Here is a 17,000-nt window from a genome sequence, read left to right on the forward strand (position 1 = left end):
GCAATACCTCTTGGATTGTTCCATATATATGGCAAAATTATATATGAGATAATTTGGTCAATTGCAACCTCATAAACGCAGATGTACTTGTATTGCTTGTTAAGAAATCCCTTCAAAGAAAAAAGCCCTGATTAGGGACTCTTATTCTGCTTTTACAGCAAGGCTATCCAAGAAATTGCTAATTGAAGAAGCTTGAAAGATACGTAAATTAGAAGAATTAATATCATAATGCTTATCAGTAATAATAAGGATTGACGGAAAGAATTTAGATCCTTTAGGCTGCCACAATTCTTTATGCCATTCCTGACTGTAAAAGTATAATTCATACCTGTTGATTTTATCTTGCATAACTTTTTTACTGTAAACTGACTTCTGGACCTCAATGAAGAATGGAGACCTGCGCCAGATTGTAAATGCATCAGGTTCCATATAGTCCTTGCCATACTTTGGCTCAACTTTAAATAGTTTTGGTTTTTCATACTGAATGAGTTGCTTGTATACGTCCACAATGCCGAGAAAGTGGGGAATCTTTTGGCTAGTTTTCCGAAGTGTGCTAGGTTGAGGAAAATAAATGTATGGTTGCTGCGAAATATTTGCATCCACATGGCCATCTCTTCTTAATCGTTTCATTACCGTATTACAGCAAGTAACTGCATTCTTTAATCCTTGGAAATGCAAATCTATAATATTATCACGGGACATGCATCTAAAACGTTTCAAATCATTCAAAATGGTTTTATCTCTACTCATCATAATCTAATACCCCGAATAATTGATTCTCTTCTTGTGGAGGATTATGAAGCCTCATATCATCTTTCGGAACGCGGTAAGGTTCAACAATTTGTTTCGCTTTGCTTAATTCTAAATAAGGAGCCTGAACTTTTTTTAATCCATTTAACTTTACTATCATTTGTCCAGATTGTTTCAAGTGTTCCGATCCAGGTGTACCCATGATATTACTGTTAATCGTACTATCACATTTAAAGCCCATTCTTACTGTCATGTTGAGTTTCAACTTACCATCTAATACTTTTGCATCAGGTCTCTGCATACTAAGCATCAAAAAGACTCCAAGGGCCCTACCGACTGCCGATATCTTTTCGACTGTAGTCATACATTCCTTTTCGTCTTGCAACATGGCTACCTCATCAATCGCAAGTAAGATATACGGTTTCTGATTGCCTGAGTTCAGTTTGTTGTATTCATCAATGTGATCCACTTCATATTCTTCCATCAGTTTTCTACGTTCGCGTATTTCCTTCCACACTTTCTGCAGCATGATCTTCATTTCGATTTCTTCCATACAAACCTCTTTTACGTGTTTCACTCTTCGTAAAAAGTGAAATTCAGAGTTTTTCAAGTCACCAAGGTACAAATGTAATGTATCAGGGGACATGTATTGAATGAGTGTAGACAGCACAACGCGAACCATGCTACTTTTTCCGCTCCCTGTTTCTCCTGCGATTAATAAATGTGGTGTATTTGAATCAACCATGTCATAGACAATCATATTTCCGAATTGATCTCGACCTACTACGACAGGAAGACGATATTTTTTCAATAGTGACTCCCATTTCTTATAACTGTAATTGTAGGGCTTCAGTCCTGCATCCGAATGAAATACATTAAGTACAAATCGTTTAATGTCACCTTCAATCGCTACATTGCACCCTAATATTTGTTGAAAGCAAAACCACTTCTTTTCGATAGTCTTCGGATCCAAACCGTTTGGAATGGTAAATATATATCGAACTTTTTCTTTCGAGGAAGTAATGTCATGTATCTTCGGATAAATTGGCACTTTCCCACCTCGTGTTTGATGATCCACATATAAACCTGCTTTTCCAAATACCTCTATAAGTCGATTCTTCAAACTTTGTTTGTGAAGCCAATCCTTTACAATCCCCATGCGCTTCCCTCCTTAAAACATCATTACAATTCGGATAAATACATAACCAATAAAACAAACTCCGCCTATTCTCATTCCGTGATACATTCCATCGCTTACAAATTTAGCTGCCGCAACGTGATCATTTTTTACAAGATGCTTTTCTAATATCACCCCTCCAATTGTAGTTACACCTAAAGCTCCTAATGAAATAAATGTAGTTAACATGTAAAACGCCCCTTTATTAACATAATTTGAAATGCTTATGATACATGGGTTTACAACATCAAAACCTTGGTAGTGTTACTTTGGTAGCTACTTTGGTAGCGACCTTGATACATCATATTGAGGACGGCTTGTACAATATGCAAAATCTTTTGTGCAATTGCGTATAGTTTTTTGCGTTTTGGACAAGGATGGTTAAAAAGGATTATGGAGGAGATTCACGTGTGGGGTAGAGGTATTGGGAGACATAAAACAAAGCTAGCTAAATTTTTAGCTAGCTACGATTACTCAATTCAAGATTTTTCAAAAGCTAGTAAGGTAAACAGAAATACATTAGGTCAACTGTGTAATGACAAGCATTATGTGCCGTCACCAAATACAATGCAGAAAATAATGAAGATAGTTAGAAAACATGATCCACGAAAACAAGTAACTGACTTTTGGCATATGTAGAGATAATAATCTCACTATTCAATAATGTAATACAACGAGAAAAAGAAATTAACTAAAGTAATGGATGAAATGCGCACTAAGTTCGCCAAGAACAGCATATTAAGAGGAATTTCATATACAAATAGCGCAACAGCAAGATACAGAAACACATTGTTAGGAGGACATAAAGCATGAACAACGTTAATATGCCAAAAGGAAGAGGAATGGTGAAGTGGCAACCGTTCGCCAGAACAGTTTGTGGAGATTATAGACATACTAAGTGATTTACATAAAACAACAAAACCGATGGTTTCTGAATATATGAAAGAATAAATTGGACGAATCTTCATCCACTCAATACAAACTCATGAAGAAAAATCAATTTCATATTATTGTGATGGAATAATTCAAGACATGTATATCAATGTATTACATATAGAACCGATGCTACAAACCTTGTATTGTACGGATGCATTTGGATTAAATAGAGAATTTAAATTTGAAGAGTTAGCGAGTATAAAATAAAAAGCGTTCAATTAAGGACGGTTCTTAATTTTCAGATTGAGAGAACATTTCGTCATAAATATTCTCATCAAGATTTTTCCAAATGTCTTCTAGTCGAGCACGCAGGCCTGCCGCTTCAACAATCAATACCTCAACTACCATGAGAGTATATTTTTGCATATCTTTCTAAATCCGTTTAAGTCTTTGTATTTCCTTTTTCACTCAGTCCTCTTTTGCTAACACTTTTTTTATCGCCATCAATGGCACCTCATTTCTTGCGTTTTTGAGTAGGCTGGGTCACGCGAAATGACCTGTGTGTTACATGAAGATCCCCTCTTGTTCTTCCTATGAGCCTTTAATTTTTTTTTGAAAGTGGAGGATTGTTTTCTTCAATTAAATCATTAATAAATTTGTCTAGTACACTTCCTGCTGCTTCTCTCATTTGATTTGTTGTTGAATTATTAAACACCTTTTCTATCTCCTCAAGTAGTTGTTTTAAAGAATGATTGTCTTTGCTATTTTCTAGGAATTCCTCACCTAATCCTTGAACAAATGTACTAATAACAATTACCTTTTCCAATTTAGTTAGTTCCATCTCTATTCCTCCTAATCAGATCACCATTCTCATCAAACATGACATCTTCTCTAATTAATACAAACGTACCAAACGTCTTTGTGTTATGACAATGTAGATTTTCATGAATCAATGTGGTATCTCGGCTGTATATATTCTGTGGTCTACAATCAATGGTATCTTTTCCATTATCTTTCTTCTGTTCTTTATCATAAATATGTGAGATGTCATTAAGAAAAACTACAGAACCTCATTAAAAATTTACTCATAAAAACTTGATTACAATTTTTGATTTATTCCTATTTCATGAGACATTTACCTATCTTATTAAGATTGCATATGCAAATATACTCTTTTTAATTATTATTAAATACGGATTTTGTTTAATTTCTATTCATCTTTTTGATTCCTTTGAATACATAGTTATCACAAGGGATTTCACCGGCTTCTCTGGTCAAGTTACCTTGAATTTCTTGCACACTTTTTGGAAATAACCCGTTTTAAATAGCGGGTTATTTTACTTTTAATCATACAATGGTTATTTTGTTAAAAATAGTTATTGTATACAATGTCCCTACGCTTATACAAAATCCAAAATATAATTTTTTTACCTAAGAGTACCATAATCTCTAAAGGTATTCTTTTAAATTCAAATCACACCTTTGTTAGGATCTATAAATCCATTTTTTTGGACAAATTTACCGGATGAATTAGCAGAAATTTTGTGTTATTCTGAACTTGTTGAATATCCCAATACATTCAACAATGCTCAAGATTGCATAATTATTATGCAACCATCCATCCAGATACCTTAGCTAATACTTCTCCCTAATTGTCGTTATTGCTAAGGTATCTTTTTAGATGCCCTGTGTGCAGGGCTTTTTTATCCCAGTGATATAGCTATTTTCCTCATCATATTATCAATACTTTTAGTACACCTTTTTAACAAAATTCAAATTTGGTATTTTTACTAACCTTTACTTTATATATAGATTTTACGTTTTCAAGTTTGGTCCTTACCATTTTGAAATCCTATGCTAAAATCTAAGCATATTTTTGCGGCTACTAGACTAATGTATAAAGTTTAAGTAACAGACTTTTATATCATTTTAAATGGTTGCCATAAAGATAAGGCAAATATCCAAGTAGGATCTCCATTTCCTTGATAGCTTTGAACCGCTTCATAAAATTTCCCTTGATATTCTACTTTGTCTCCTTTTGTATATGCCTTTTTCGGATCCCATTTTTCATAAGTTACATTTTGACTCTTTGTTGTTACTGTAAGGATGTTGCTTTGAACCGAGATATTTCCAGCCGCATCTACAGCCTTTACAGTATATTTATATTCTTTATTAACTGTAAGGTTTTGATCAGTAAACATTGTTCCTTGTACAGTTTGAATCAATTGTCCATCGCGTAACACCTGATATTCCTTTACACCCACATTGTCTGTAGAAGGATTCCATTTTAGCTCTACACTGTTTGATGCAACATTGCTTGCATATAATCCTAGTGGCTGTGTTGGAGCTTCTGTGTCCGGTTTCGGATTAACAATTTGACTTACTTTCTTCAGACCATCCTTTGTAACTTCATATATTACTTTTTTATCAAAGCTTTCGCGTTTATTGTTATCTAAATTTGTTAATGTTGCTCTCTCTCCACCTTCTAGGTGTGTAAGTTCAATAAAATTGCCCACTTTTACTGGGACTGTTTTCGATTCAGCATTTTGTCGGTTATTCCCATAAACCTCTTTGTTATATACCACTTTACCTGATGTATCCTGTACTTTAATACTTGCATACGTACTATCAAAATAATTGTGTGGTGTCCCTGCTATTAAATTAACGTGCAATTCTTCTGTTGATTTATTTAAATTGACTTTTGCAAATTCAAAATCTCCTATACCTTTCATCGACCATGCAAACTTATCCCCTTCTAAAATGTTTGGAGATTGATTTTTGATTTGTACCTTTTTTTCCACAGTTTGATCAAATATATCCGTTAATACAATTTTTGCATAAGCATTTGTTGGTAATGATATAGATTGACTGATTCCATTTTGATAAGATTTAATATCATCAATTACGTTAATAGGTTGGCCCGTCATATTTTCATTATTATAAATTTCAATTTTCCCCTTAAATTGAGGTGTACTACTCTCTTTTAGTTGCCAAGATATATTTAATTTTTCATTTTCATAATACATAGACTTTATATCATAATCTAGTTTTCCTATTTCAGGTTGGCTAGGTTGATTTAAAGTGAATGTTTTTCCTGTACCAATAGTTGATTGAGAGTTCCCCCCAGCCTTAAACCAAAGATATTCTGAAGTAGCTCCCCCATCCCAATTATTATTCAATGGCTCTTGCCCATCTATTGATTGAGTATTCCAAGATATCCATTTTTTATCTGAGATATTTCTTCCATATCCATTTTTTACACGTGCCTCTCTTACATCTTGTCCATTACCAGCCCAATCTTCCTGAAACAGCGTTTGTCCGTAGTTGAATGTAACGTTTGGAACTGGAAAGTCCATAATCCCAATAAGCTTCCATTGATTTTTTGAAACATCTTTTAACCACTGTCCAAATTTTGTATGTCCATTCTCTTGCCAAGAACGCATTGTCATGCGATACCAATTATAATTCTTCCAATCATATGTCGTCTGAATTTTAAGACCCGTTCCTTCCCCACCAAAATTACTTGCAACTGATGTAGGGGATACATATTCTGCTTTTATTGCTTCCTTAGTGGAAATAGGATCCCAAACTGCAAAGTGTAAAGTACGCTTTCCATTTTCATCAAAACCGCTTTGTTGTTGGAATCCAGCATACCCACCAGCTTCTCCTCCCTGGTTCCAGTTATGTACAGCCCAATATGTATAAGGTGCTGTTTGAACAGGAGACCAGTCTATACTAATAATATCTGAGGAAACACTGTTTTTAGGTGTAACATAAACTCCTGGAGCGTTCGTATGAGACGCCGCCTCTATGCTAGAAATTGATGATCCAAACATCGAAAACATTGTGCTAGCAGCTGTAATTGTTAGGATTTTTTTGACGCCTTTTCTTGTTCTTTGACTGAACATAATTTTTCCTCTCCTCCTTCATTATTAATAACCTTTTAAAATAATAACTCTGTATATACAATTAAACAAATTTCTTAAAAATATAACACTCTCTAAATAAAATGAATATGTTTAATGTTATTTTCACTGTTATTCAATAAGTAATTGTAGTATTTCATTATAATTTTAAGTTATATATCGCTGAATTTATCCTATTAACAACCGAAAGATTCATAAAAATAAAAATATTTCAGAACTTTTCAAGCACTTATTAATTAAAAACCCCCATTTTTTACAAATGAGGGCGTAACGAGTTAAAAATCTTATAGTTTAATTTCTACATCTTACTTGTCTACAAAATATTGAATTTATTTTTAAGTATTTGATGATATTGCTTCTCTGTTATTTCTTTTTTAGTTTTCTTTCCATGCCGGGTTTCTGTAAAACTTTGCTTAGTAAGTGCAATATGCCCGTGTTCAATTAATTTGCAAATAATATTCCCCTTATTTACTGGCGATTCTGGATGCTCTATAACCATGTTTTGTATAGCATTCACTTTCTTTTCATTAATTGCATTTAAATAAAAAGCATAACCGATAGACCAGGTATCACTAAGATCCGAATCAAAAAAATGTGAAGTTTCTCCATTTTTTCCTTTCTTCATTTCTAATACATGGGTTCCTTTCTCCGTATTTTGTTTACGAACACGGTATTCGCCCGTTACAGAAGTCACGCTTTCACCATGAAAAGGAACAGGATGTAAAGGAAGATAGGATGCGAAACCGGCGTCTATTATATAGTTTTCATATTTGTGTTGTAAAACGATAAGTGCGTGGCCATCATCAGGGTTCCACTTTCTTGTTTTCGGATCATAAAGTGTTCCAGCTATTCGATACACATTGAATCCACAATCACACAAAAAATAATATAATAAAGAATTAATTTCATAACATAATCCGCCACGATTCTTTAAAAGCAGCTTTTCTTCAATATTTTCTCTAGAAAATTCTTTCGTATTTCCTTCCATGATGTCTATGTTTTCATAAGGTAATAAGTACCCCATCTGTAAAAGAATTGTGTGTAAATCCTCAAATTTTAAATTTTCTCTTGGTGTAATTTTTAATTTTGAGAAAAACTTTTTTTGTAATTCAGTTAACATTATATATGTCCTCCATTTACTGAAATTATATGCATTTAACAATATATTAAGACTATTAATTATACTTGACGTACAGCTTGACTAATACCTTTCAGAAGAGTGTGTAGCACTAAACATAAGCTACCATTAAGGAGCAAGTGCTCAAAAATCACTTAATAGTTATTCAAATTTATGTTTTTGATATTTTGGTATCTTTGCTGATCCCCCAAAGCTTAGTTGATAAGAATTTTATATGCGCTCTCCAAAAATATACTTTGTGATAAATCAAAAAATAGAGAATCTTAGATACAGTTATTATTCAGATAAATAACTATATAGCCGCTAATCCTTCTATTTGTACATATAATACTCTTTATATCGTTCAAACTTCGATTTCTTTGTTTTTTCTGGTATTATGGACGACCTTACTGATTTAGAGGGTGCTACTTGCTTTGGCATTTGTAATACTCCACGTTTCTTGAGTTCTCTATACAAACTACTCACTTTGCACCCTACTATTTTCGCAATATCTGGATATTCTGTCCCTTGATTAAATAATTGAGCTGCTTGTTTACATCTTTCATTCCATTTTTCTTCTGTCGCTCGATTTTTAACTAATTTGCTGTCTAGCTTGATACACTCCCTTTCTATATTACACCGCTCGGCACTATACTGTTCTGCGTCTGCTTGAAGATTACAATGCTCCTCCCCTTGTAAGGGTATCATTTGTACTTCTTTCGCAACTGCTTTCATATTTCATTCACCTCATTGTGTTTGATAAATTCTCGCGTCCTACTGCGTTATCTGCAATTCTTGCTAGTTTCTCAGATAATTCTTTTAAGCAGGCCATTAATGCTTTTATTCCTTATCCCAACTATCACAACTTTTAATTTATTATTTTCAAGCCACATTGATTTAGCTGTTTACGCAAACTACTTACGTGACATCCAAATTGGTATACATTTTTTATATGTAAATATCCTTTTCTTCTTAACACAAGCGCTTGCTAGCAAATGTAATCCCACTTCAATTTTATTTTTCTTTTAGCGTCCTTTTCATCAAAAATCAATTCCGTTCCTAATTGATATACTTCTTTTCCAATTTTACAATCATCAATACAATATTTATGTACATTACTAGTATGATGATCTTGCAAATCTTAAATACAAATTCTCATTTCTCTATTATTCATAATTCCAATCTCTTCGATATAATAGTTTCCTATATTAAACTCCTAATGATAGCGCTTTCTAATGTTAGTAGATTTGATTCATCTCATTTAAACCAGTCTATCTATTTTTGAACCTAAACCCAAACAATCCTACAATTCCTTTCATATAAAAAGGTGCTTTAGTCTGAATTTTCAAATTGAATTTCCGTACAAATGTTGATGATGTGATAAAATTATAAATGAAAAAGAGTATGGATTTAAAAGAAGCCAATGAATATAAAAATTGGCTTCCTTCTTGATGGCATTTGAAGCCAAAATCTATTTAAATCTTTATTAGGGATAAGTTTTAAAGAAAAATCCACCTTGGTTATAGTTTTACATAATTGTAAACTATAGTAAATTGATATTATTAATATTGAATATTCTTAACATTAATTCCGTTTATACACATCAACAAACAAAACATTAATATTAATTTCTACTAGTTTTTTGTAAACATAATAAATTATAACTTTTCTAATGTGTTTTTTTCATTATTAAATTTATATATTCTCTTTTAATAAAATTAATACCGTTTTACATTAAATATTTAATATTTCTTTTACGAATAAAGGTAATCTATCAAATATAATGAATCTGAAAAAGGGGTATGGAGTTTACACAGTCATCTTCTTCTATTTCTATAATCACTAATTTAGAAAACTTATAAGGAAATACCTATTTATCAATATGTAGTACAACTATTGCCCGCTGTCTTTTTGATACTTTTAAATCTAAATATCCCTAGATAAAAATTTAGATTTAAAAATCTCGAAAATTGGAGCACTATAAGAAAAAAGACACCTCTCAGGCGCCTTCCTCTGACTTGAACCACGTTCATTTAATATAAAATTTACCCGTATTATATCCCTTTGTTATATGTGTAAACACACCCTGTAAAACAGAATCATCTATATACACCAGATTGTTAGTACACAAAATACAAGAAAATTGAGATTAGTATTAGAGTGACGCTATATGCTCTAAAATGATTGGTATGTTACGCCTTTCAAAAGAACCTGCTTTATAGAATGTATCCACATTCATTATTTTACCATATTTATAATTTGCTAAATTTATATTTCTAATCGTTATGCATGATTAAATTAAAGTTTCTTTGCCAATTATCTTCGAAAATATTGTTATGAAAAAATAGCACCAATGCAAATAAATTAAGTGCATTATAAATAAATTTAGTAAAAAGATTTACAACATTACTAACAGGTTTCTTAATTCTTAAGAAATATTTAAGCATACAACATTCTTTTTTCAGTCGTCTAAGTCCTGTAATAAAAAAAGAACCCTTATAAAAAGGATTCTACAACAGGAAAGAACAAACATATAATAATAAAAAGAATTATTTATATTATAATTTAATATTAAACCAAAAAATATTGAGAAAATTCACAATGAATTGAATTCTTTTCGTGTACTTAGTTATAATTAATTAAGAGTTGGAGTAGTACTCTTTAATCTGTCATCTGTTCCTTTTTTAAAGAAGATTGATCTCAATCTTCTTTTTTTGGTGTTTTTGCCTCTTCCCTCGAAAAATGAAATAAAATTACTTAAGAATTGTGGAAATTGCTTGCTTGTAGACTAGTTGTTGCTTACCATGAGCCATCATAAGAACAGTAAATTTATCCATTGCAAGGATCTGCCCACGTACTGGAACGCCATTCTTTAAAAATACAGTGACTTCCCCTTTTCTCTCTTTCAATTGTTCATACATATCTTCTTGTAAGTTATACATGAAATACGCCCCCTATTTGTATATACTTTTCTTTTAATACTTGCTGTCTCTCATTATTGTCTATTTGCATTTCCCATTCACCTTCTACTTTTCTAAACCATTTTCCTATTTTGCTTACATAGTATTTTTTTACTTCATCATACGGAATCGAAATTTCACGTTCCTGTATTTGATACATCACTTCATAAAGAATCTCATCATGCTCGTATTTTCTAGGCTTTCGATAATGAGTTTTTACAAACTGTATGTATTCCCTACGTAACCAATTAGAAATATGATCTTTTTGTTTTTGCCGGAGATGTGACCACTTTTTATTTGTCTGAAGGAGTTTTCCATTTAATTTTATATGGTTTTTCATCAACACTCATCCCCTTTTACCTTCTACATGCATATATACAACTATCGTATCACATTTAAATTAAAATGCCGCTCTAAGTACATATTTCGCAAGTAATCTATCAATAATAAAAAATTACATGTTGACTATAAATTTATTATTTTGTTTTTTATTTTACATTACAGTACGTGAAATTCCCCTTTTTATAAAAAGGCCCCAAAGATTATATACTTATGAGAGCTTTCTATAGAACTTTCGCTTTTTGACTTAATTCTACAAGTTCTTTTTTGCTACATCTTTTATATGAGATCTCGTCACATGCCCATCAACTTAAGATTTTAAAGTGTCCTTAGAAAATAATATTAATATATACAAGTATCGGCTAAAAAGTAACCCTCTTGCTTTTACAAGAGGGTCTCACTTCACACTATTTTATTTCGGTATAAAGATATATAAAAAACTGTCATTTGAATAAAGAAAACACTAAACACAATGTATAAGGGATATCCTGGAATAAATATATTGAAGATAGGAGAAAGAACTAAAAATCCAACTGCGAAAATTAACACATACCAGAGTGATACAAATGCTGTACGACAAGCTCTTTCAGTAATTAACTTTTCACGTTCGTCTTCTAGGGGAAATAATAGTGGATACATCAAATATGATAGGGCCTTATATTTCTTCTTCTGCATTTTATAAAAAACTGTTATTACAATGCCTATCACTAATAAAAATAAGACTGGTGTGATATTTAACGATACTTCAAATGATACTTTCTTAGCTTCAATAATATTGGCAAGTTCTATAATTCCGTAATAAAGTTCAATGAATACCCAGCATGCTAATGCCATAATAAGTACATTAATCACATAAGAAATCATCAATCTATTCATCCTCTTCTTCCTCCTTCTTTAATACAAACACTTCTTCCATCTTCAAATCAAACGCATCACAAATTGACAATGCTAGTAATAATGAAGGGACGTAATCCCCTTTTTCAATTGCTGCGATCGTTTGTCTTGTCACTCCAACCTTTTCAGCTAATACACTTTGTGTGAAATTAAAACGAGCTCTAATTTCCTTTACTTTGTTACAAATAGTCAAGTTCACCACCTCTTACCTTCAATATATAGTATACTTAACAAAATGTAAAATCAACTTAACATTCATTCCACTAAAAATCCAACTTTATAATAAGCGGTACCACCACACATTCATCAATTTAAAAATTTTATAGTGCTCCTAAAACAATACACAGATTCGATGCTCTAAGGCTGAATTACTTGATATAGCAGTAAGCATCCAACACTCCCCACCTTCCAATAGGATTAATCAATAACGTGGAAAAATTAAGTGAACTCTTGCTGTTCGATTCTTTTATACACACGAAGCTTATAAGAAAAAGAAAGATGCATATTTAAGTCTTAGGAAAGAGATAAACATTAGAAAAACTGTCAATAAGAATTCAAGTACAATCTCTAAAAAAGTTTTACAATCAAAGCAGTGAGACTTTGAAACAGGAGGCACCAGCCTATGAATCGAATTGAACGTGAAGAGAAAACAATTAGCTTAATGATTGATATGTATTGTAAAAACGAACATAAGCAAGATACTATATGTGAAAAATGTCAAAGATTAAAAGATTATGCTTATTTTCGTTTATCAAAATGTCCATTTCAAGAAAAGAAACCAGCATGTCAAAATTGCAAAATTCACTGTTATAAACCAGGTATGAAAGGTTTAGTTAAGGATGTTATGAGGAAGAGCGGACCAAAAATGATTTTAAAACATCCATATTTCGCGGTCATGCATGCTGTTGACATAATGAAGAAGTCTCCTGACTTACCAAAAAGAAAAAAACATCCTATTTAGATGTTTTTTGAGGAGGGTTATCTTATAGTAGTAGGTTAGCTTTTATTTGCTACTTTCTCCTCGACGACTTTATCGATAATATCATCAATAACTTCCGTGCATCTTATAATAAAATCAGCATCCTCACGAGTAGTATCACTATTGCTAATACGTTTAATCACTTCTGTTCCATATTCTCTATCTTTATCTGTTTTTGCTAAATACCTTTTGTAAGCCCTTACAACTAGTATTGCTTCTTTTTGATTCATATCGATTTGGCGTAGCTCATCATCAAAGTCTTCCAATGAAATCCCTCCTGTTTGTAAATAACGAAGTGTATTTAATTATATTATAATATAAAAATTTATTATTGTATTGTTTTTGTGAACTTGTGTAAAAGAGGAAATAACGTGTGAGAATATGAAGTTGGATATGAAGATCGATATTCATGTGAATCTTGTGGAGAAGGATTTATGGAAGGTGTATATATTGTGATAACTGTGCGATAGAACAGGTGCTTTTAGATTAAACAATACATATTAAATGTCGAGTAGATACTATAGCTCGATGCTGCTGAAAACGGGATATAGTATTTAAATCAAAGGAGTGGGGAAATGAGTACGCAATATCAATAAGGGAACTAAAATATCTAATGGATCTCAAAAATAGTATAGTAAATGTATATAAAAAGATCACTTGTCTTGGAAATAAGTGATCTTTTCATTAGATAAATTGCTACTTGCCAACAGCAGGTAGTTGTTATCCTATTCATATGTTCAATAGATATTATATCACATTTTTTAGTTATACAGTCGGAATTGTTTCTAATGAAATGAAACCAAAAATATTTCAAAAGGTACCATAAATTATTTAGTACTTTAAAAATGCATTTTTGAACCTTTCGAAGCACTAAATCAGGTAGATTTTAATAAACTTCAAAAGGTGTACCTTTTGATAGTGTTATAGTTAAATCGAGTAGAGGCTCCCAGTTATGTTTAAATTCAATTCGAAAAGCAAAAAGAACTTGTAGAAAACACTACAAGTTCTTTTTTAGATAATGTAAAAAAGTTGAAACAAACTATCTCATTATTTGTAACCGGGAAACGATATTAATCACGGGTTTATTCTATTAAATAACAAATGCCGACAATTGGAGGTACGGTTCACTTAAGCGATTGAGTATTCATCTATACTCTATAGTTTAAGTTACATCCACTATACTAATTTAATATTATATTCCTGAAGCCAACTATTAACTTGAAGTAGATAATCTATTATACCTCGTGCATCATTACCAGAAATTACTTTGTCTTTTCCTTGTGCAATAGCACGAACTCTTTCTACATTAATTAGCGGCAAAATAGGTGATTGAGAATCGTTCAACACATTTAGCATCAAATTACTAATCCCTTGTAAATAAGAAGCATCCTTTGTACTTGGATATGCACTTTTTTTACGATAGCATACATCCTCTGGAAGTACAGTTTGAAAAGCTCGACGTAAAATGCCTTTTTCAATATTGTCTATACTTTTCATTTCGAATGGGACATTCCATAAGTATTCTACAAGCCGATAGTCGCAAAATGGAACTCGTACTTCAAAACCATTCATCATACTTGTACGGTCCTTACGTTCTAGCATAAATGGCAAGAAACGTGTAATAAACATATAGGACATTCGACGTTGCTTCATTTGCAGATCATTTTCACCTTCTAAAAAGGCAATCTCACTAACTGCCTCTTGGAATTTTTGTTTTTGATATTTTTCAGGGTTAATCTTCGCTTTAAAATCTTCTGATAAAATGTCCGTACTATACCATAAATTAACACTCCAAGGGAACACTTCTGCATCTAAAAACTGTTCTTGATGGAACCATGGGTAACCTGAGAAAATTTCATCCGCTGATTCCCCTGAGAGCGCGACTGTTGCGTCTTTTTTCATTTCCTTAAATAACAAATAAAGAGACGTTTCTAGTTCTCCAACTCCAGGTAAATCACGTGCTCGCATTGGAGTTAATAAATGCTCTATTAACTTGTCTGATCCCAGCTCTACAGAGTGATGTTTTGTTCCAACATATTCAGCCACTCGTTTCACCCAAGGTTCATCACGATCAAAACGAAGGAAATCTTGTTCAAAATCTTTTTCATCATTCGTAAAGGTAAGAGAATATGTATGAAGGCGTTTCCCTTTATTCTCAAATTCATTTCCTGCTAAACCTGTTAGACCACTTGAATCTAGCCCTCCGGAAAGCATAGATACCACTGGTTTATCAGCAATTAACTGTCGTTTAACCGTATCTTGTAAAATGGAGCGGATTGTTTCGACTGTCGTATCAATATCATCTATATGTCTTTTACTTTCAAGTTTCCAATACTGTTTTGAATTCGAATCGTTGGACGTAAACGTCATATAATGACCAGCACGCACTTCATGTATGTCTTTGAAAATAGCATGGCCAGGAGTACGTGTTGGTCCAAGACAAAATATTTCAGAAAGTCCTTCTTTATCTACTTCTGCTTCTACAAGTGGATGCGAAAGTAAAACTTTTAGTTCTGAACCAAAGAGAATTGCACTTCCACGTTGCGCGAAGAATAAAGGCTTCACACCTAGGTGATCACGACCAAGCATCAATTTCCCAAATCTTTCATCCCAAATACCAAAAGCAAAAATTCCATTCAAGTGTTGAACACAATCTTCTTGCCATTCTAAGTAAGCATGTAGTAATACTTCTGTATCTGACTTGGTCTGAAATTTATGACCTTTCTCCTCAAGTTCTTTACGTAATTCTTGATAGTTATAGATTTCTCCATTGAATGTAAGGCCAATCGTATCATTTCCATCTTTATACAGCATAGGTTGAAGGCCACCTTCAGGATCAATGACGATGAGACGTCGATGACCTAATGCCGCTCGTTTTGAAAACCAAAATCCTTCTGCATCAGGTCCTCGGTGAATAATAGCATCTGTCATGTTTTTTAACGTTTCTTGTTGATCTGAAAGGTCTTTAGACCAGTCTATCCATCCTGCAATTCCACACATAGTGTCTACCTTCTCTCAAATAGTATAGAAATCGACTAAAACCAAACTTTGGTCGAGTTTACACAAAAAAATCCGACTAAATATATATTTTAGTCATGTTTGTATAATAAAATGAATTTTAAAAAAAATCAAATTATTCATCGGAAAATGAATTTACTGACTCCTTTTACTTGAATTCTGAACATTCGTTCAAAAAAATACTATTCCAAGCTTTCATTTTTATCTTCAGCATATAAAATTCTATTTCTTCATGGGGCACTCTGACTATACTTAAGTGAATAGCATAGGAATAGTGTATGATATTCTATAACAAGCAAATAGAGGATTTTTTATTAGAGTTACAAGTAGAATGATAGCGAATTTAATTCAAGAAAACTTTGCTAAATATTTCAAGGATAGGGTGTAGACAATGATAAAATTAGAAAAAGAAAATAAAAAAATAAAAATTATTCAATCAGCCACAATACTGTTCTCTACGCGTGGTGTCCGTAGCACGACGGTTGACGAAATTGCGAAAAAAGCCAAAATTGGTAAAGGTACTATTTATTATTATTATACAGATAAAACTGAAATATTGTGTGACTGCTATATGCGTTATATTCAGCTTAAACGCTCACAATTATTTAATTTATATAAAGAAGAAAAAGATGTTTTAATTCGAATACAAAGGGTCCTTCATCATATTAGTACAGAATATCATCAAGATCCTTTTGTTTCTACACTCTTTCAAGAATATAAAGAATACCGTTCGCCTGAAATTACAGCTTGTTTTAAAGAATCTGAAGAAGAGGCAATTAAAATGATAAGTCATTTACTTGAAAAAGGTTATCAGCAAGGAGTTCTGCATAACCTACCGTTACCGCTGACAGCTTTTATGTTAGTACGAATGATTTTTGACTATGAACAGGATTATATTAAAAGTGAGAAAAGCGATAAAGAATTTTTACAATTACTAAAGCATATGCTTCTTAAAAACTAGTTT

At 32.2% G+C, this 17,000-nt stretch carries 18 protein-coding genes and 1 pseudogene; 4 read left to right on the forward strand and 15 right to left on the reverse strand.

The window, feature by feature from the left end:
* Window positions 1-141: 141 nt before the first annotated feature.
* The 3 genes from SJY24_RS01950 to SJY24_RS01960 are packed head-to-tail and all read right to left on the reverse strand — an operon-like array spanning window position 142 to window position 2,116.
* Window positions 142-753: a replication-relaxation family protein gene (locus tag SJY24_RS01950; protein ID WP_377863559.1), complete on the reverse strand. Its 612-nt coding sequence runs from the start codon at window positions 751-753 to the stop codon at window positions 142-144.
* The gene (locus SJY24_RS01955; RefSeq protein WP_377863560.1) at window positions 743-1,909 is read right to left on the reverse strand and encodes an FtsK/SpoIIIE domain-containing protein; all 1,167 of its coding nucleotides are present in this window, start codon (window positions 1,907-1,909) and stop codon (window positions 743-745) included. The genes SJY24_RS01950 and SJY24_RS01955 overlap by 11 nt, the downstream gene beginning before the upstream one ends.
* Before the next feature lie 12 nt (window positions 1,910-1,921).
* Window positions 1,922-2,116 (reverse strand): hypothetical protein, encoded by a 195-nt coding sequence (locus SJY24_RS01960; protein WP_377863561.1) that lies wholly within the window; start codon window positions 2,114-2,116, stop codon window positions 1,922-1,924.
* Between the two features lie 219 nt (window positions 2,117-2,335).
* Between SJY24_RS01960 and SJY24_RS01965 the strand changes: the two genes are divergently transcribed.
* Entirely contained in the window at window positions 2,336-2,566 is a 231-nt protein-coding gene (locus SJY24_RS01965; RefSeq protein WP_377863562.1) for a helix-turn-helix domain-containing protein, read from the forward strand.
* Between the two features lie 203 nt (window positions 2,567-2,769).
* Window positions 2,770-3,070, forward strand: a pseudogene (locus SJY24_RS01970) (YolD-like family protein).
* Between the two features lie 24 nt (window positions 3,071-3,094).
* On the opposite strand, the gene SJY24_RS01975 reads toward SJY24_RS01970, so the two are convergent.
* From SJY24_RS01975 to SJY24_RS02020, 10 genes are all read right to left on the reverse strand, one after another.
* Entirely contained in the window at window positions 3,095-3,229 is a 135-nt protein-coding gene (locus tag SJY24_RS01975; protein WP_377863639.1) for a hypothetical protein, read from the reverse strand.
* A gap of 175 nt (window positions 3,230-3,404) precedes the next feature.
* Window positions 3,405-3,644: a hypothetical protein gene (locus SJY24_RS01980; protein WP_377863563.1), complete on the reverse strand. Its 240-nt coding sequence runs from the start codon at window positions 3,642-3,644 to the stop codon at window positions 3,405-3,407.
* 1,078 nt (window positions 3,645-4,722) lie between these two features.
* A complete protein-coding gene (locus SJY24_RS01985; protein ID WP_377863564.1) occupies window positions 4,723-6,711 on the reverse strand; it encodes a DUF3472 domain-containing protein in 1,989 nt (662 codons plus the stop codon).
* Window positions 6,712-7,042: 331 nt separating this feature from the next.
* Entirely contained in the window at window positions 7,043-7,849 is an 807-nt protein-coding gene (locus SJY24_RS01990; protein WP_377863566.1) for an arylamine N-acetyltransferase family protein, read from the reverse strand.
* Between the two features lie 330 nt (window positions 7,850-8,179).
* Window positions 8,180-8,581: a hypothetical protein gene (locus tag SJY24_RS01995; protein WP_377863568.1), complete on the reverse strand. Its 402-nt coding sequence runs from the start codon at window positions 8,579-8,581 to the stop codon at window positions 8,180-8,182.
* 253 nt (window positions 8,582-8,834) lie between these two features.
* Window positions 8,835-8,984, reverse strand: a complete 150-nt coding sequence (locus SJY24_RS02000; protein ID WP_377863569.1) for a zinc-finger domain-containing protein — start codon at window positions 8,982-8,984, stop codon at window positions 8,835-8,837.
* Window positions 8,985-10,599: 1,615 nt separating this feature from the next.
* A complete protein-coding gene (gene hfq / locus SJY24_RS02005; RefSeq protein ID WP_377863570.1) occupies window positions 10,600-10,788 on the reverse strand; it encodes an RNA chaperone Hfq in 189 nt (62 codons plus the stop codon).
* A complete protein-coding gene (locus SJY24_RS02010) occupies window positions 10,781-11,146 on the reverse strand; it encodes a transposase (RefSeq protein ID WP_377863571.1) in 366 nt (121 codons plus the stop codon). Before SJY24_RS02010 ends, hfq begins: the two co-directional genes overlap by 8 nt.
* 401 nt (window positions 11,147-11,547) lie before the next feature.
* Complete coding sequence (locus SJY24_RS02015) at window positions 11,548-12,021, reverse strand: DUF2178 domain-containing protein (protein WP_377863572.1); 474 nt, start codon at window positions 12,019-12,021, stop codon at window positions 11,548-11,550.
* Complete coding sequence (locus SJY24_RS02020) at window positions 12,014-12,232, reverse strand: helix-turn-helix transcriptional regulator (RefSeq protein ID WP_377863573.1); 219 nt, start codon at window positions 12,230-12,232, stop codon at window positions 12,014-12,016. The genes SJY24_RS02015 and SJY24_RS02020 overlap by 8 nt, the downstream gene beginning before the upstream one ends.
* A gap of 429 nt (window positions 12,233-12,661) precedes the next feature.
* On the opposite strand from SJY24_RS02020, the gene SJY24_RS02025 reads away from it, so the two are divergent.
* A complete protein-coding gene (locus SJY24_RS02025) occupies window positions 12,662-13,000 on the forward strand; it encodes a nitrous oxide-stimulated promoter family protein (RefSeq protein ID WP_377863574.1) in 339 nt (112 codons plus the stop codon).
* 35 nt (window positions 13,001-13,035) lie between these two features.
* On the opposite strand, the gene SJY24_RS02030 is transcribed toward SJY24_RS02025, so the two are convergent.
* Both SJY24_RS02030 and asnB read right to left on the reverse strand, forming a co-directional pair.
* A complete protein-coding gene (locus SJY24_RS02030) occupies window positions 13,036-13,284 on the reverse strand; it encodes a hypothetical protein (RefSeq protein WP_377863575.1) in 249 nt (82 codons plus the stop codon).
* 910 nt (window positions 13,285-14,194) lie between these two features.
* Window positions 14,195-16,018, reverse strand: a complete 1,824-nt coding sequence (asnB, locus tag SJY24_RS02035; RefSeq protein WP_377863576.1) for an asparagine synthase (glutamine-hydrolyzing) — start codon at window positions 16,016-16,018, stop codon at window positions 14,195-14,197.
* A gap of 409 nt (window positions 16,019-16,427) precedes the next feature.
* Here asnB and SJY24_RS02040 point away from each other — a divergent pair, with 409 nt between their 5' ends.
* A complete protein-coding gene (locus tag SJY24_RS02040) occupies window positions 16,428-16,997 on the forward strand; it encodes a TetR/AcrR family transcriptional regulator (protein WP_377863577.1) in 570 nt (189 codons plus the stop codon).
* Window positions 16,998-17,000: the final 3 nt, after the last annotated feature.

Source organism: Bacillus sp. R86525, from assembly GCF_042466195.1.
In the GTDB taxonomy this organism is placed as follows: domain Bacteria; phylum Bacillota; class Bacilli; order Bacillales; family Bacillaceae_G; genus Bacillus_A; species Bacillus_A nitratireducens.

Coding starts and splice junctions, on each gene's coding strand:
- SJY24_RS01950 (WP_377863559.1), bottom strand. CDS start 753: ATGATGAGTAGAGATAAAACCATTTTGAATGATTTGAAACGTTTTAGA.
- SJY24_RS01955 (WP_377863560.1), bottom strand. CDS start 1,909: ATGGGGATTGTAAAGGATTGGCTTCACAAACAAAGTTTGAAGAATCGA.
- SJY24_RS01960 (WP_377863561.1), bottom strand. CDS start 2,116: ATGTTAACTACATTTATTTCATTAGGAGCTTTAGGTGTAACTACAATT.
- SJY24_RS01975 (WP_377863639.1), bottom strand. CDS start 3,229: ATGCAAAAATATACTCTCATGGTAGTTGAGGTATTGATTGTTGAAGCG.
- SJY24_RS01980 (WP_377863563.1), bottom strand. CDS start 3,644: ATGGAACTAACTAAATTGGAAAAGGTAATTGTTATTAGTACATTTGTT.
- SJY24_RS01985 (WP_377863564.1), bottom strand. CDS start 6,711: ATGTTCAGTCAAAGAACAAGAAAAGGCGTCAAAAAAATCCTAACAATT.
- SJY24_RS01990 (WP_377863566.1), bottom strand. CDS start 7,849: ATGTTAACTGAATTACAAAAAAAGTTTTTCTCAAAATTAAAAATTACA.
- SJY24_RS01995 (WP_377863568.1), bottom strand. CDS start 8,581: ATGAAAGCAGTTGCGAAAGAAGTACAAATGATACCCTTACAAGGGGAG.
- hfq (WP_377863570.1), bottom strand. CDS start 10,788: ATGTATAACTTACAAGAAGATATGTATGAACAATTGAAAGAGAGAAAA.
- SJY24_RS02010 (WP_377863571.1), bottom strand. CDS start 11,146: ATGAAAAACCATATAAAATTAAATGGAAAACTCCTTCAGACAAATAAA.
- SJY24_RS02015 (WP_377863572.1), bottom strand. CDS start 12,021: ATGAATAGATTGATGATTTCTTATGTGATTAATGTACTTATTATGGCA.
- SJY24_RS02025 (WP_377863574.1), top strand. CDS start 12,662: ATGAATCGAATTGAACGTGAAGAGAAAACAATTAGCTTAATGATTGAT.
- asnB (WP_377863576.1), bottom strand. CDS start 16,018: ATGTGTGGAATTGCAGGATGGATAGACTGGTCTAAAGACCTTTCAGAT.
- SJY24_RS02040 (WP_377863577.1), top strand. CDS start 16,428: ATGATAAAATTAGAAAAAGAAAATAAAAAAATAAAAATTATTCAATCA.